This window comes from Geobacillus vulcani PSS1 (assembly GCF_000733845.1).
GTDB classification, from domain to species: Bacteria; Bacillota; Bacilli; order Bacillales; family Anoxybacillaceae; genus Geobacillus; species Geobacillus vulcani.
The window spans coordinates 1949392-1964537 of the sequence record NZ_JPOI01000001.1; the positions used below are offsets into that span (position 1 = coordinate 1949392).

General features: G+C 54.0%; 16 protein-coding genes. 13 read left to right on the forward strand and 3 right to left on the reverse strand.

Annotated elements, in window-relative coordinates; genetic code table 11:
* The first annotated feature begins 19 nt into the window (after positions 1 to 19).
* From N685_RS0110490 to N685_RS0110505, 4 genes are read left to right on the forward strand one after another with little or no spacing between them, the layout of a single operon-like run.
* Positions 20 to 670, forward strand: coding sequence for a nicotinate-nucleotide adenylyltransferase (locus tag N685_RS0110490; RefSeq protein ID WP_031408128.1), 651 nt, complete (start codon positions 20 to 22; stop codon positions 668 to 670).
* The gene (gene yqeK, locus N685_RS0110495) at positions 579 to 1157 is read left to right on the forward strand and encodes a bis(5'-nucleosyl)-tetraphosphatase (symmetrical) YqeK (RefSeq protein WP_031408129.1); all 579 of its coding nucleotides are present in this window, start codon (positions 579 to 581) and stop codon (positions 1155 to 1157) included. The genes N685_RS0110490 and yqeK overlap by 92 nt, the downstream gene beginning before the upstream one ends.
* Complete coding sequence (gene rsfS, locus N685_RS0110500; protein ID WP_031408131.1) at positions 1154 to 1510, forward strand: ribosome silencing factor; 357 nt, start codon at positions 1154 to 1156, stop codon at positions 1508 to 1510. The genes yqeK and rsfS overlap by 4 nt, the downstream gene beginning before the upstream one ends.
* Positions 1507 to 2250 (forward strand): class I SAM-dependent DNA methyltransferase, encoded by a 744-nt coding sequence (locus tag N685_RS0110505; RefSeq protein WP_031408134.1) that lies wholly within the window; start codon positions 1507 to 1509, stop codon positions 2248 to 2250. The genes rsfS and N685_RS0110505 overlap by 4 nt, the downstream gene beginning before the upstream one ends.
* 350 nt (positions 2251 to 2600) lie before the next feature.
* On the opposite strand, the gene comER is transcribed toward N685_RS0110505, so the two are convergent.
* Positions 2601 to 3419 carry a late competence protein ComER gene (gene comER, locus N685_RS0110510; RefSeq protein WP_031408136.1) on the reverse strand — a complete coding sequence of 273 codons (819 nt, stop codon included), beginning with the start codon at positions 3417 to 3419 and terminating at the stop codon, positions 2601 to 2603.
* 102 nt (positions 3420 to 3521) lie between these two features.
* Here comER and N685_RS0110515 point away from each other — a divergent pair, with 102 nt between their 5' ends.
* From N685_RS0110515 to N685_RS0110525, 3 genes are all read left to right on the forward strand, one after another.
* On the forward strand, positions 3522 to 4145 hold the full coding sequence (locus N685_RS0110515) for a helix-hairpin-helix domain-containing protein (RefSeq protein WP_031408139.1): 624 nt from the start codon (positions 3522 to 3524) through the stop codon (positions 4143 to 4145).
* A gap of 124 nt (positions 4146 to 4269) precedes the next feature.
* Positions 4270 to 4740 carry a ComE operon protein 2 gene (locus tag N685_RS0110520; RefSeq protein ID WP_031408141.1) on the forward strand — a complete coding sequence of 157 codons (471 nt, stop codon included), beginning with the start codon at positions 4270 to 4272 and terminating at the stop codon, positions 4738 to 4740.
* Positions 4737 to 6986: a DNA internalization-related competence protein ComEC/Rec2 gene (locus tag N685_RS0110525; protein ID WP_031408143.1), complete on the forward strand. Its 2250-nt coding sequence runs from the start codon at positions 4737 to 4739 to the stop codon at positions 6984 to 6986. Before N685_RS0110520 ends, N685_RS0110525 begins: the two co-directional genes overlap by 4 nt.
* A 46-nt stretch (positions 6987 to 7032) precedes the next feature.
* On the opposite strand, the gene N685_RS19035 is transcribed toward N685_RS0110525, so the two are convergent.
* Complete coding sequence (locus N685_RS19035) at positions 7033 to 7167, reverse strand: YqzM family protein (RefSeq protein ID WP_011231993.1); 135 nt, start codon at positions 7165 to 7167, stop codon at positions 7033 to 7035.
* A 282-nt stretch (positions 7168 to 7449) separates the two neighbouring features.
* On the opposite strand from N685_RS19035, the gene holA reads away from it, so the two are divergent.
* Entirely contained in the window at positions 7450 to 8496 is a 1047-nt protein-coding gene (gene holA / locus N685_RS0110535) for a DNA polymerase III subunit delta (protein ID WP_031408146.1), read from the forward strand.
* 71 nt (positions 8497 to 8567) lie between these two features.
* Here the strand turns inward: holA and rpsT are convergent, their stop codons facing one another.
* Positions 8568 to 8837 carry a 30S ribosomal protein S20 gene (gene rpsT, locus N685_RS0110540; RefSeq protein ID WP_031408148.1) on the reverse strand — a complete coding sequence of 90 codons (270 nt, stop codon included), beginning with the start codon at positions 8835 to 8837 and terminating at the stop codon, positions 8568 to 8570.
* 182 nt (positions 8838 to 9019) lie between these two features.
* Here rpsT and gpr point away from each other — a divergent pair, with 182 nt between their 5' ends.
* The 5 genes from gpr (at position 9020) to hemW (ending at position 15077) form a co-directional block, all read left to right on the forward strand.
* Positions 9020 to 10138, forward strand: a complete 1119-nt coding sequence (gene gpr / locus N685_RS0110545; RefSeq protein WP_031408150.1) for a GPR endopeptidase — start codon at positions 9020 to 9022, stop codon at positions 10136 to 10138.
* Between the two features lie 74 nt (positions 10139 to 10212).
* Positions 10213 to 11412, forward strand: coding sequence for a stage II sporulation protein P (gene spoIIP / locus N685_RS0110550; protein WP_031408152.1), 1200 nt, complete (start codon positions 10213 to 10215; stop codon positions 11410 to 11412).
* A 13-nt stretch (positions 11413 to 11425) separates the two neighbouring features.
* Positions 11426 to 11767, forward strand: coding sequence for a YqxA family protein (locus N685_RS0110555; RefSeq protein ID WP_031408154.1), 342 nt, complete (start codon positions 11426 to 11428; stop codon positions 11765 to 11767).
* A gap of 265 nt (positions 11768 to 12032) precedes the next feature.
* On the forward strand, positions 12033 to 13862 hold the full coding sequence (gene lepA, locus N685_RS0110565) for a translation elongation factor 4 (protein ID WP_031408157.1): 1830 nt from the start codon (positions 12033 to 12035) through the stop codon (positions 13860 to 13862).
* Between the two features lie 75 nt (positions 13863 to 13937).
* Complete coding sequence (gene hemW / locus N685_RS0110570; protein WP_031408159.1) at positions 13938 to 15077, forward strand: radical SAM family heme chaperone HemW; 1140 nt, start codon at positions 13938 to 13940, stop codon at positions 15075 to 15077.
* Positions 15078 to 15146: the final 69 nt, after the last annotated feature.

Here is a 15146-nt window from a genome sequence, read left to right on the forward strand (position 1 = left end):
GGCGGCGGGAGGAAAGAAGATGGGAAAAATCGGGATTTTCGGCGGAACATTTGATCCGCCTCATTACGGCCATTTGCTCATGGCGAATGAAGTGCTTGACGCCCTTCAGTTGTCAGAAATTTGGTTTCTGCCCAACCGCATTCCTCCCCATAAGCAGCACGAACAAGTGACAAAAAGCGAAGACCGGTTGCGCATGCTCGAGTTGGCAGTGGCTGGCCATCCGCGCTTTCACATTGAGACGATCGAGCTCGAGCGGGAAGGGCCTTCGTATACGTACGATACGGTCCGCCAGCTCGTCGCGATGCATCCCGATGACCAATTTTATTTCATCATCGGCGCTGATATGGTCGAATATTTGCCAAATTGGCATCGCATCGATGAGCTGATCAAGTTGGTGACGTTCGTCGGCGTCAAGCGGCCGGGGTTTTCGATGGAAACGCCGTATCCGGTCATCGAGGTCGAGGCGCCGCAATTTGCCGTTTCCTCCTCGCTCATCCGCGAGCGGGTGCGAAATGGACAGACGATTCGCTATCTTGTGCCGGAGGGCGTTAGACTTTATATTGAGGAGAAGGGGCTATATGGAGCGAGAACAAGCGTTATGGATCGTGAAACAACAGTTGACAGAGCAGCGCTACGAGCATACGCTTGGCGTTGTCGAGACCGCCGTTAAGCTCGCCAAACAATACGGCGCTGACGCGAAAAAGGCGGAACTGGCCGCGATTTTCCACGACTATGCGAAATTCCGCCCAGTCGAGGAAATGAAACAAATCATTTTGGCGCAAAATATGCCCAACGATTTGCTTGCTTACAACAGTGAGCTATGGCATGCGCCCGTTGGCGCCTATTTGGTGCAGACAGAAGTCGGCATCGATGATCCGGAGGTGCTGGACGCCATTCGCTACCATACGTCTGGAAGGGCGGGAATGACGCTGCTGGAAAAAATTATTTATTTGGCTGATTATATGGAACCAGGGCGGCGCTTCCCTGGCGTCGATGACGTACGGCGCTTGGCGGAAGAAGATCTCCACCGGGCGCTTTTGCAGGCGGTGAAAAATACGATCGCCTTTTTGCTTGAGAAGCGCCAGCTCATTTATCCAGATACGATTCATGCGTACAATTCACTTGTGCGCGAAGTGAAGGGGGAAGCAAAACGGTGACGGAACAAGAGGCGTTGCAGCTTGTCGTCCGCGCGGCGGATGACAAAAAAGCGGAAAACATCGTTGTCTTAAACATGAAAGGCATTTCGCTTGTCGCCGATTATTTTGTCATCTGCCATGGCAATTCGGACAAACAAGTGCAGGCCATTGCCCGCGAAATTCAAGACCAAGCCGAAGAACACGGCCTGCCGGTGAAGCGGATGGAAGGATTCCATGAGGCGAAATGGGTGCTTGTCGATTTGGGCGATATCGTTGTGCATGTTTTTGCCAAAGAGGAGCGCGAGTATTACAACCTCGAACGGCTCTGGGGGGACGCTCCGACGGAAGACGTCGCGGCTGTGTTGCAGCCATGACGTACGGCCGTTTCGCCGACTGGTATGATGTGCTGATGGCTGAGGCGCCGTACGGCGAGTGGCAGTCGTTTGTCGAGCGCTCCTTTGCCCGCTACGCCCAACGGCCGGGGCGGCGGGTCATCGATATCGGCTGCGGGACGGGAGAGCTGGCCATCCGCCTTGCCAACGCCGGTTGGCAAGTATCCGGCGTTGATCTTTCTGAACCTATGCTCGCCGTCGCCCAGGCGAAAGCCGAAGCGGCGGGAGTGGAGGTGCCGTTTTTCGAGCAAAACATGGCGGAGCTCGACGGGTTTTGTGATCTGGATGGCGCCTTCCTGTTTTGCGATGCTCTCAACTATTTAACGGATGAAGAGGATGTAAAGCGGACGTTCGCCGCCGTTTCCCGCGCCCTTGGCGCCGGCGGCTTGCTTTTGTTTGACGTCCATTCCGTTTATAAAATGGATGTCGTATTCCGTGACGCCGTATTTGCGGACCAAGGGGAGGACATCAGCTACATATGGACGTGCCATCCGCTCGATTGGCCGCACAGCGTCGGGCATGAATTAACCTTTTTCGTTCGCCGCGGCGATCGGTACGAACGTTTTGACGAATGGCATGAGCAGCGCACGTTCGAGCGCGCCGTTTACGAACAGTGGCTGGATGCCGCCGGCTTTGAGGTGCTTGAAGTGACCTCCGATTTCACCGATGCCCCGCCGACCGAGACGGCCGAGCGGCTGTTTTTCGTCGCGCGGAAGCGGTGAGTGGCGAAGAGCGAGAAATCATAAAAAGAAACGTGGATGAGGAAGATTTAGGGGGATTTTGGCTGAACATAAAGGAATGCAGGGGAAAAGCTCTATCGTTTTGCACCCAGCTTACTAGCTGGTTGACGATTGAAAGGAGTGTAATCAAGCGTAATTTGGAAGAAATCTTGTGCCTGGCTCAATAGCTGAATGAGAATCGAAACAAATAAAAACAAGCAGAGCTAAAAGGTTGAACGACGATGGAATCCAACGAAAAATCCGTAAATATGAAAACCCCAGCCGTACAAGCTGGGGTCCATTTTTTTATCGAACGAAGCAGGATTTTCGCTGGTGCTTGTCGAATAAATCAATCAAGGAAACTGTTGCCTCACCTTCTCCACGTCTTCTCGAAACTTCTCATGCGTTTTCGCCAGCACTTCTTCAAAAACGCCGTCGAGCCGCCGCTGGAGGACGGCGATGCCTTCCCCGGTGATTCCGCCTTTGACGCATACTTTTTCCTGCAAAGTTTGAAGCGTATACAAGTCCCGTCTCAGCAATTCCCCAAGGCCGATGATCATATCAGTCGCCAGCATCGTCGCCTGTTCCTTCGTGATGGCGGTTTTGGCCGCTGCGGCGTCGATGAAGCGCTGAAGCAAATAGCTGAAAAACGCTGGACCGCAGCTTGAGATGTCGGAAGCGACGCGGGTGATGGCCTCGTCGATGTACACCGGCGAGGCGATGCGCCGGAGAAGATCATCGATCGTTTGCCGGCAGGTGGTCGAACAGCGGGATCCGAAGGTGACAAGGATGCTGCCGGAGAGCGCCCGGTTGGCGATGCTCGGAATGGCGCGCACGACTTGGCAAGGGACGGCTGCTTCAAGCTGTTCGACGCTGATCGGGCTTGTGATCGATACGAGGCAATGCTCCTCTGTCCAGTGCGGGGCCAGTTGCTGCAATAATGGGTGGATGTCGAACGGTTTGACGCATAAAAAGACGAGGACGGATTGTTTGACGACTTCAGCTGCATCGGCCACCACTGTCATGCCGGGATACGCGCGTTGTATCGCGAACGCTTTCGCAAGCGTACGGTTCGTTATGACGAGCTGATCAGCTTGAACGGCGCCGGAGTCGAGGAACGCTTCGATTAAGATGGTGCCCATATTCCCCGTGCCGATGACGCCGATGTTCATGCGTTGTCCCCCCTCCCGGTTTTGGTTCACCGGAACTCTCTTTTTCGATATGTATGAGCAAAAGGCTCGGTTTATGACTTGAAATGGAAAGGATGGGATCGTATGTGGGAGCATGTGCAGGAGCTTGGAAAACGTTATGGGAAAGCGGGGGTGCTCTTGTTGTTTGCCGCGGCGGTGGGGTTGTGGGTGTTTCGTCATCCGACGGATGAAAAAGGGCAAATCGCCTTGCCAGCGGCGGCTGAAACGGATGTCTCTCTTCCGGAAAACAAAAAGGACGAATCGCCTAACACCGCTGTGGTGGATGTGAAAGGGGCCGTCGTGAACCCAGGAGTGTACGAGGTGGCGGCGGATGCCCGCATCCGCGATGTCATCGCCCTAGCCGGTGGACTGACGGACGAGGCGGATGAAACGAAAATCAATCTGGCGGCAAAAGTGCGCGATGAAATGATGATTTACGTGCCGACAAAAGGAGAAGCCGCACCGGCACCAGATGCTATCGGCAAGTCTCCGAGCGATGGATCTCGGGACGGACCGCAAGTGGCGATCAATACGGCGACGGAAGAGGAGTTGATGCAGCTTCCCGGCATCGGGCCAGCGAAGGCAAAAGCGATCGTCGCCTATCGCGAAGAACATGGGCCGTTTCAGCAAGTGGAAGATTTGCTGAATGTGGCCGGAATTGGCGAAAAAACGTTGGAGAAATTGAAACCATATTTGCTTGTGCCGTAAATGAGGAGAGAGCGAACCGCTTCTCGTTGATGAGCGGATCGGGCCGCGCAGACATGTTTTGGCGTTGACGGGGCAGGCGGCGGCCGGTAGACTGAAAGTATGGAAATGAGCGGAGGGACGTAAAATGGAACGAATCACGTGGGATCAATACTTTATGGCGCAAAGCCATCTGCTAGCGCTGCGCAGCACGTGCACGAGGCTTGCGGTGGGGGCGACGATTGTGCGCGACAAGCGCATTATCGCCGGCGGGTACAACGGTTCGATCGCCGGGGGCGCTCACTGCATCGATGAAGGGTGCTACGTTATTGATGGGCATTGTGTGCGGACGATTCACGCCGAAATGAACGCGATTTTGCAGTGCGCCAAGTTCGGCGTCCCGACCGAGGGGGCGGAGATGTATGTCACCCATTTTCCTTGCTTGCATTGCTGCAAAGCGATCATTCAAAGCGGCATCCGCGCTGTCTATTACGCCCAAGACTACAAAAACCATCCGTACGCCCTAGAGCTGTTTGCCCAAGCCGGCGTCCGGCTCGTGCAAGTGCCGCTGAAAACGGATGTGTTCGCCCTGCTTTCCAGCGGCGGAGGGGAATCATGAAAGGACAAGCCGTCTATCCCGCCGCGGCGGCGCTTTTTGCTGTGGCGGCGGCCTCTCCGTCCAAAACCATATGTCTTCTCCTTGCGGTGTACCTTCTTCTCCTTTTCATCCACCGGCCGCGTTGCTTTCTTCCTGCTTTGTCTGCGGCTCTCCTCTTTTTCGTCTATTTTCTCATCGTTGACCATCATAACAAAACTTCCTTTGCCGGCGGTCGCCACTGGCTTTCCGTTCGTTTTTCCGCTGCGCCCGCGATCGACGGCGACCGGCTGCAGGCGGCGGTGCAAGCTGGGAAGGAGCGGGTGCAGCTCCGTTACACCATTCGGACGGCTGCGGAAAAAGAGACGTTGCGTGCGCATCTTATGCCTGGAACAGTGTGCCGAGTGAGCGGAACGCTCGAGCGCCCCATGCCAGCCAGCAATCCGTATGCGTTTGATTACCGCCGCTATTTGCGCCGCCACCGCATTCATTGGCTCTTTCTCCCTGAGGCGATCGATCTTTCCGCTTGCGTGCGCGCCCGTCCCACCATCATCGAACGGCTTGAAGCGATTCGTGAGGCTGGCGTTCGCCGCATCGAAGATCGGTTTCCTTCGGAAGCGGCCGGCATCGCCGCTGCGCTCATTTATGGAGAGCGCCGTTCGTTGGATGAAGAGGTGATTAGCGACTATCAGCGGCTCGGGCTCATTCATTTGTTGGCGATTTCCGGCGGTCATGTCACCTTGCTTGTCAGCGCTGTGTTGGCTGTTGCCATTCGGTTTGTGACGCGCGAAGCGGCCGTGCTTGCTTTGTTTGTTCTCTTGCCTATGTATGCGGTGCTTGCCGGCGCTTCACCGTCGGTGCTGCGCGCCTGTGCGACCGGAATGATCGTATTGGCCGTCCAGTGGAAAAAAGGAACGATCCATCCGCTGGATGCGTTGAGTTGGACGGCGCTTGCCCTGCTCGCCTTTGATCCATATATAGTTTGGGATGTCGGTTTTCAACTATCGTTTTTTGTCACGTTTGCCCTTCTCGCTCATGTGCCGGTGCTCGCCTCTGTTCGTTCGATGCTCCAAAATTTGTTTCAGACTGCGCTCGTTGCCCAGCTTGCCGCGCTGCCGATTTTGCTTTACCATTTTTATGAAATTTCTGTTTGGAGCATAGGGCTGAATGTCTTCTTTGTCCCTTGGTATTCCTTTGTCCTTTTGCCCACTGCTTTTCTCTCCGCCGTTTTTTCCTTGTCTCCGCTCATTTGGCTGTTTAGCCGCCTCGTTGAGCTGACGGACGCGGTTGTCCGTTTTTTCTCGGTCGATCACTCATTTCTGCTTGTGCTCGGCCGTCCGGGGCCGTGGTGCTTAGCTGGCTATTTGACGGCTATCGCGGCGGCGTTTTTGGATTGGGAGCGAAGCCGCCTGTTGCGAGGCTTGGCGGCGGTGGCGGCGGCAACGGTGCTTCAGCTGGCCGCTCCGTATGTGGATCGGCAAGGGGAAGTGACGGTATTGGATGTCGGACAAGGGGACTGCATTTATATTGAGCTTCCTTACCGAAAAGCGGTCTATCTCATTGACACCGGCGGGACGCCGGGATGGGCGAAGGAACCATGGCGCAAGCGGTTGCGGTCATTTGCGGTTGGTCGGGACGTTGTCGTGCCGTTTTTAAAAGCCCAAGGAGTGAGAACGCTTGATCAACTGATTTTGACGCACGATGACGCCGACCATATCGGGGCTGCTCCTGAGGTGCTCAAAGCCGTGCGCGTCAAGAAGATTGTCACAAGTCCCGGAGCGCTGACGACCGTCAAGGCGATGGCGCGCCCGTTTTCTGTACCGGTCAAAACCGCTGTGCGGGGAGAAGGGTGGACGGAGGGGGGCGTGCGTTTTTTTGTGATCCATCCCGAAAAAGGAAACAACGAGGACAATAACGGTTCTCTTGTGTTGCTCGTTCGCCTCGGCGGATTGGCATGGCTGTTTGCCGCGGATATTGAAAAAGAGGCGGAGGAAGCGCTCATCCGCGCTTATCCGACGCTGCGCGTCGATGTATTGAAAGTCGCGCACCACGGCAGCAAAACGTCGACAACAGAACCGTTTTTGCGGGCGGTCAAGCCGCGGGCGGCGGTTATTTCCGTTGGCCGCGACAACCGCTACGGGCATCCATCCCCCGAAGTGCTCATGCGGTTGAAGCAACAGCAGGCGATCGTTTGGCGGACGGATGAAAACGGTGCGATTCGCTATCTGTATGATGAAAACGGCGGAACCTTTCAGGTGATGAAACCATAAGATGTAGTGCGCAAAAAAAAATAAGGATTGCTTATGTAAGCAATCCTTATCGACCGAAAAACTCGATCAACGTGGCGATGATGAACATCGTCGCAAAAAAGCCGAACGACACGATGAATCCGACGGCGGAATCAACGGCGTCATTGCGTTGGCTTTGCACTTCTTTTTCGAATACGTTCATCGCTTTTCCCCTCCTCGTGCAATCATTTTTAGTATAGACGAAAACGCGTGAAAAATCTACCGCCGCTCGTCCATTTTCCTTCCTTGACAACAGTTGACACAAATACTTTCCAACAGCCGGGAAAACATAAAAATAACCCGCTGGCCGATAAGGTCCTAGGACTTATAGGCCGGCGTTTATATAAAGGGGAACCGGTTTCTCGGCAGCCGGTTCCCTTGTAAAATGGCGAAAAACAGTGTATCTTTCTAGCAGAGACGTTTGCTAGGGAATGGAGACGGGAACATGCTGGAACGCGTATGGGGAAACATTGAAAAACGGCGGTTTTCTCCCCTTTATTTATTATACGGCAATGAACCATTTTTATTAATGGAAACGTATGAGCGACTGGTGAACGCGGCGCTTGGCGACGAGGAACGGGAGTGGAACTTGGCCGTGTACGATTGTGAGGAAACACCGGTCGAGGCGGCGCTTGAGGAGGCCGAGACGGTGCCGTTTTTCGGCGAGCGGCGCGTCATTCTCATCAAGCATCCGTATTTTTTTACGTCTGAAAAAGAGAAGGAGATCGAGCATGATTTGGCGAAGCTGGAGGCGTACTTGAAGGCGCCGTCGCCGTTTTCCATCGTCGTCTTTTTCGCGCCGTATGAGAAGCTTGATGAACGAAAAAAAATTACGAAGCTCGCCAAAGAGCAAAGCGAAGTCGTCATCGCCGCCCCGCTCGCTGAAGCGGAGCTGCGGGCTTGGGTGCGGCGCCGCATCGAGAGCCAAGGGGCGCAAGCAAGCGATGAGGCGATTGATGTCCTGTTGCGGCGGGCCGGGACGCAGCTTTCCGCTTTGGCGAATGAAATCGATAAATTGGCCCTGTTTGCCGGGCCGGGTGGAACGGTCGAGGCGGCGGCGGTTGAGCAGCTTGTCGCCCGCACACCGGAAGAAAACGTCTTTGTGCTCGTCGAGCAAGTGGCGAAGCGAGACATTCCAGCGGCGTTGCAGACGTTTTACGATTTGATTGAAAACAATGAGGAACCGATCAAAATTTTAGCGTTGCTTGCCGGTCATTTCCGCTTGCTTGCGCAAGTGAAGTGGCTCGCCTCCTTAGGCTACGGACAGGCGCAAATCGCGTCGGCGCTCAAGGTGCATCCGTTCCGGATCAAGCTCGCTCTCGCTCAAGCCGCACGCTTCTCCGATGCAGAGCTAGCGGCGGCGATTGACGAGCTTGCTTCTGCTGATTATGAAGTGAAAAGCGGGGCGGTCGATCGCCGGTTGGCCGTTGAGCTGCTTCTGATGCGCTGGGGCGCCCGCCCGGCGCAAGCGGGGCGTCACGGCCGGCGGTGAAGCGATCGACCGGCCGTTTGCCGTGAACAAAAGAAAAACAAAAAAACGACCTGGCGCCAGGTCGTTTTTGATTAGGAAGCTTGGATGCTGTTCAATTTTTTTGCTAAGCGCGATTTTTGCCGGCTGGCGGTGTTTTTATGGATAAGGCCTTTGCTTGCAGCTTTGTCTAATTTTTTCGACGCGATAATAAACGCCTCGCGCGCTTTTTCCACGTCTTTCAATTCAACGAGCGCTTCAAATTTTTTGATCGCTGTGCGCATGGCCGATTTCATCGAGGCATTGTGGGCGCGGCGTTTTTCGCTCGTTTTCGCGCGTTTGATCGCTGATTTGATGTTAGCCAAGTTCGTTCACCTCCATTACCATTCCTATTTCTGTTGTGAGCAACAGGAAGAACAAGTGTTATTCTATCAAACGTGTTTTGATTATGCAAGAGTGTTCAAGCGAAAATCCTTTACGAAACATGAATGACTGGGCCTGATTACGGCGACAATAAAAGAAAACGACAGAAATGGGGAGAAACGACATGGAACAGCCGCTCGATTTACGCCTGTACTCGGTGCGCACGGATTTAGCGATCGAAGCGCATGAGATCGCAGTCGAGGAGCGTTTGCAGCAAAAACAAGAAAGCGCCGCGCCGATTGAGGGAGTCATGATCCGTGACGAGGAGATCGACGGCGTCAAGCTGTCGCACGTGCATGTCATGGAACAAGGAGCGGCCTCGATCGGCAAAAAGCCGGGCCACTACGTGACGATTGAAGCGCAAGGCATCCGCGAACAAAACACCGAGCTGCAGCAAAAAGTACAGCGCATTTTTTCCGAGCAGCTCAGCGCCTTTTTCACGCGGCTTGGCATTCCGGAACAGGCGAGCTGCCTGATCGTCGGGCTCGGCAACCAAAACGTCACCCCGGATGCGCTTGGGCCGCTGACGGTGGAAAACGTGCTTGTCACGCGTCATTTGTTCCAGCTGCAGCCCGAAAGCGTCGAGGAAGGCTTCCGGCCGGTGAGCGCTCTCGCTCCAGGGGTGATGGGGATGACGGGGATTGAAACGAGCGATATTATCGACGGCGTCGTCCGGAAAACAAAGCCGGATTTTGTCATTGTGATTGACGCCTTGGCTGCCCGCTCGATCGAACGGGTCAATGCAACGATCCAAATTTCTGACACCGGCATCCATCCTGGCTCTGGGGTCGGCAACAAGCGGAAAGAGCTGAGCCATGAGACGCTCGGCATTCCCGTTATTTCGATCGGCGTTCCGACGGTCGTCGACGCTGTTTCGATCACGAGCGACACGATTGATTTCATTTTGAAGCACTTCGGCCGCGAAATGCGCGAAGGGAATCGGCCGTCAAGTGCGCTCGCCCCGGCGGGCTGGACGTTTGGGCGCAAACGAAAATTGACGGAACAAGACATGCCGTCGCCGCAAGAACGGTCGACGTTTCTTGGCATGGTCGGCACGCTTGGCGATGAAGAAAAGCGGCGCCTCATCTATGAAGTGCTCGCCCCGCTCGGTCATAATTTGATGGTAACCCCAAAAGAGATCGATTCGTTTATCGGCGATATGGCCAACTTATTAGCCGGGGGCTTGAATGCGGCGCTGCACCGTCAAGTCGACCAAGGCAATGTCGGCTCCTACACTCATTAGACAAAAAACGGTTCTATCTTTTCCCGCTTGGCCATACGTTAAACTGAGGAGACAAGCCGGGAAAGGGTGGGAATATGAAACGATGGCGCTCCCCAAACGTCGTGATCGCGATTCCAGGAGCCAGCATAAAGAAACTGTTGATGCTCATCATCCTTGGCTGCATGATGATGTTTATGCTTGTCGGAGCGCTCACATCGCTGCGGCCAGAATACCGTCCGTCGTCATCGTCGCTAAACGATATGGCGGCCCATTTTCCGGAGGAGACGTTCATTCGTTTGTTTGCCTTGGAAAATCGCTATTTTGCTCAACTGTTGCCGAAAGAGCGGCGGCAGACGAATTACTCATCGCTGCTGTTCCGCCTGGCGACGAGCATCAATCCCGATGACCCGCGCAGCCTGCTTGGCAGCGAGCTGCCGGGCTTTGCCCTTTATGACAGCAAAATTCTCATCGCTGGTGAAGGAACGGATTACACGAACATGCCATACGAATCCGCGCCGCCGCTTAGAGTGATGCTGGCGGAGCGGCAAGCCTCGGTGGAGGAGCTCGAACAGGCAAACAAGAACGAAGAGGAAAAACCGGTTCCCCCGCCATCGCGGACGACGGGAGGAAAAAAAGTGGTCTACATTTACAATACCCATACGCATGAGTCGTTTTTGCCGGCGCTCAAAGGGGTGACTGACCCGGATTTGGCGTTTCACCCGACGGTCAACGTCGCAAAAGTGGGGGAAAAGTTAGCGGAAGAACTGGAAAAGCGCGGCATCGGCGCTGAAGTGAGCAAAATCGACATTGTCAACGAATTGTTAAAGAAAGGAATGAAATACTCTCAATCGTATGATATGTCTCGGCAAACCGTGATCGCGGCAATGAAGCAAAACCGTGACTTGCACTACTTCATCGACATCCATCGCGATTCACGGCGGCGGAAATATACGACGGTTACGATCAACGGCGTTGATTATGCGCGTGTCGCATTCATTATTGGCGGAGAAAATGCGACATACGAGAAAAACTTGCAGCTGGCAACCGAGTTGCATCAGCTGCTGCAAAAGAAATATCCAGGGTTGAGCCGCGGGGTGATCGAGAAAAAAGGAGCCGGGACGAACGGCAAGTTTAATCAAGATTTATCAGAGAACGCGATTTTAATTGAAGTCGGCGGTGTTGACAATACGTTTACTGAGTTGTTTCGTTCCGTGTCGGCGTTTGCCGATGTGTTCAGCGACTATTATTGGCAGGCGGAAAAAGTCGAAGCGCCGGCTCCGGCGGAGAAAAAGTAAAGGAGCGTCACTTATGGCACGATGGTTCATCCGCTTTACTCTAGCGATCTTTCTTCTTTTTTTCGGCGTGTTGTTTGGCATGCAGCAGGCGCATGAGGGCATTGAACGGATGCGCGGTTACGCCGATCCGTCGTTTCCATCCGTCATCGATATGAAGAAAAGGGAAAATGGTGAGATGGAAGCGGCAGTGTTTGGCCGGCCGGTCGTTGCTGGAGATTTATTAGGAGAAAAGCAAGAAACGATTCGCGAGATGAAAACGTTCAACTTGTTCTCTAGGCTCGGGCAACTTTTTGCCGATGCCGTCACCGCGCTCATGGAAACGCTGTGTTCGCTCGTCGGCCGGGCGCTGGACTAGCCCGTTCATGTGCGGACAAAACAGGAACACAGGAACGTGCCGTCAACAATGGCGGCTTTTTCTTTTGGATGCCGTCCGCCCGCTGGAGCGCAAAGTGTTGCACTTTTCACATTGTCGGTTGTTTTTTGGCGCGGCTCTGGCCGTTTCGCGTCTTTCCGGAAAGCTCGAACGGCGGCTTGGTTTTTCGTTCATCATTGAATCTTCTTCGCGCTGTTGCTATAATCAAAGCTAGTGTAGTTTTGCGAAGAAGCAGGAGTGAGAGACGATGAACCGGGAAGAACGGTTGAAACGGCAGGAACGGATCCGCAATTTTTCGATTATTGCTCACATTGACCACGGAAAATCGACGCTGGCGGACCGCATTTTGGAAAAAACAGGGGCGCTGTCGGAGCGTGAATTGCGCGAGCAGACGCTCGATACGATGGAGCTTGAGCGCGAGCGCGGCATCACGATTAAATTGAATGCGGTTCAGTTGACATATAAAGCGAAAAATGGCGAAGAGTATATTTTCCATTTGATCGACACGCCGGGCCACGTCGACTTTACGTATGAAGTATCGCGCAGCTTGGCTGCTTGCGAAGGGGCAATTTTGGTCGTCGATGCGGCACAAGGCATTGAAGCGCAAACGCTCGCCAACGTGTATTTGGCGATTGATAACAACTTGGAAATTCTTCCTGTTATTAATAAAATCGATTTGCCAAGCGCTGAACCGGAGCGGGTGCGTCAAGAAATTGAGGATGTCATCGGTTTGGACGCCTCTGATGCTGTGCTTGCTTCGGCCAAAGTCGGCATCGGCATCGAGGAAATTTTGGAAAAAATCGTCGAGAAAATTCCGGCTCCTTCGGGCGATCCGGATGCGCCGCTGAAGGCGCTCATTTTTGATTCGCTCTATGACCCGTACCGCGGCGTCGTCGCCTATGTCCGCGTCGTCGACGGAACGGTGAAGCCGGGGCAGCGCATCAAAATGATGTCGACCGGCAAAGAGTTTGAAGTGACGGAAGTTGGGGTATTCACGCCGAAGCAAAAAGTCGTCAACGAATTGACGGTCGGTGATGTCGGCTATTTGACCGCCTCCATTAAGAACGTCAAAGACACGCGCGTCGGGGATACGATCACCGATGCCGAACGGCCGGCGGCCGAGCCGCTCCCAGGCTACCGGAAGCTTAACCCGATGGTGTTTTGCGGCATGTATCCGATCGATACAGCGCGCTACAACGATTTGCGCGAGGCGCTCGAGAAGCTGCAATTGAATGATGCGGCGCTTCACTTTGAGCCGGAAACGTCGCAGGCGCTTGGATTTGGCTTCCGCTGCGGGTTTCTCGGCTTGCTTCATATGGAAATCATCCAAGAGCGGCTTGAGCGCGAATTTCATATCGATTTGATCACGACCGCGCCGAGCGTTGTGTACAAAGTGCATCTCACCGATGGAAACGAAGTCGCTGTGGACAATCCATCTAATATGCCCGAGCCGCAAAAGATTGAGCGCATCGAAGAACCGTATGTGAAAGCGACGATCATGGTGCCAAATGACTACGTCGGGCCAGTGATGGAATTGTGTCAAGGAAAACGCGGCACGTTTGTCGATATGCAATATTTGGATGAAAAGCGGGTCATGTTGATTTACGACATGCCGCTGTCGGAAATCGTGTACGACTTTTTTGATGCCTTAAAGTCTAACACGAAAGGATACGCGTCGTTTGACTATGAATGGATCGGCTATCGGCCGTCCAATCTCGTCAAGATGGATATTTTGCTAAACGGCGAAAAAATCGATGCCTTATCGTTTATCGTCCATCGCGATTCAGCATACGAGCGCGGCAAAGCGATCGTTGAAAAGCTGAAAGATTTGATTCCGCGCCAGCAATTTGAAGTGCCGGTGCAGGCGGCGATCGGCAACAAGGTCATCGCTCGTTCGACGATCAAGGCGCTGCGCAAAAACGTGCTTGCCAAATGTTACGGCGGCGACGTATCGCGGAAGCGGAAGCTGCTTGAGAAGCAAAAAGAAGGAAAGAAGCGGATGAAACAAATCGGGTCGGTCGAAGTGCCGCAGGAAGCGTTTATGGCCGTCTTGAAAATCGACGACCAGAAAAAATAACAAGCAAGGCTGTCTCCGTTGGGGATAGCCTTGTTTGTTTCCTGAGGCGCCGGCCGGTTGAAAGGAGGAGGACTGATGGCCGTTTCAGCGTATTTTCATATTCCATTTTGCGCCCAGATTTGCCATTATTGTGATTTTAACAAAGTGTTCGCCGCCGGACAGCCGGTTGACGACTATTTGCGAGCGATGGACAAAGAAATGGCGTGGACGGCGGCGGAATTTGGCAACCAGCTCAAAACGCTGTTTATCGGCGGCGGCACGCCGACGGTGCTTGAGCCGGCGCAACTCGGCTGTTTGCTTGAGAGCATCCACCGCCATTTCCAGTTTGACCCCCAAACGGCCGAATTTACTGTCGAAGCCAACCCGGACGGCTTGACGAAAGAAAAGCTCGCTATTTTGCGCGATGCGGGAGTGAATCGGCTCAGCCTGGGGGTGCAGACATTTGATGAGCAACTTCTGCAAACGATCGGACGCACGCACCGTTGCCACGATGTGATGCAGGCGGTAGCCATGGCAAGAGAAGCGGGGTTTGAAAATATCAGCCTAGATCTGATGTACGGTTTGCCGGGGCAAACGCTTGAGCAGTTTACGAACGATTTAGAAGCGGCGTTTTCGCTTCATGTGCCGCATCTGTCTGCGTATTCCCTCATTTTGGAGCCAAGGACGATTTTTTATAACGAATGGCGGAAGGGCCGCCTTCGCCTTCCAGGCGAAGAAGTGGAAGCCGAAATGTACGAAGCGGCGATGGAATGGATGGCCGCCGCCGGCTATCGGCAATACGAAATCAGCAACTATGCTTTGCCGGGATTTGAAAGCCGGCACAACTTGACATACTGGAACAACGAGGAGTACTACGGCATCGGCGCCGGGGCGCATAGTTATATAAGCGGGGTGCGGCGTGAGAACATCGGTCCCGTTCGTCATTACATCGCCGCGGTTGAGCGCGGCGAATGGCCGCACCGCCGCGTTCATCGTTTGACGGTCCGCGAACAAATGGAAGAAGAAATGTTTTTAGGGCTGCGCAAAACGGAAGGGGTATCCCAAGCCAGCTTTCGGCAAAAGTTCGGCTGTGACCTCCACGACATCTTTGGCGAGGCGATCCGCCGGGAAATCGAAAATGGACGTCTTGAGGAAACGGCGACTCACGTCCGCTTGACAAAACGGGGCAAGCTGCTCGGCAATGAAGTGTTTGCCGCGTTCCTTGGCGAAATGTAAACATTGACATTTGCCGGGCAATTTGCTACCCTAGTAGTAGATTTAGCACTCGAATTGTTCGAGTGCTAA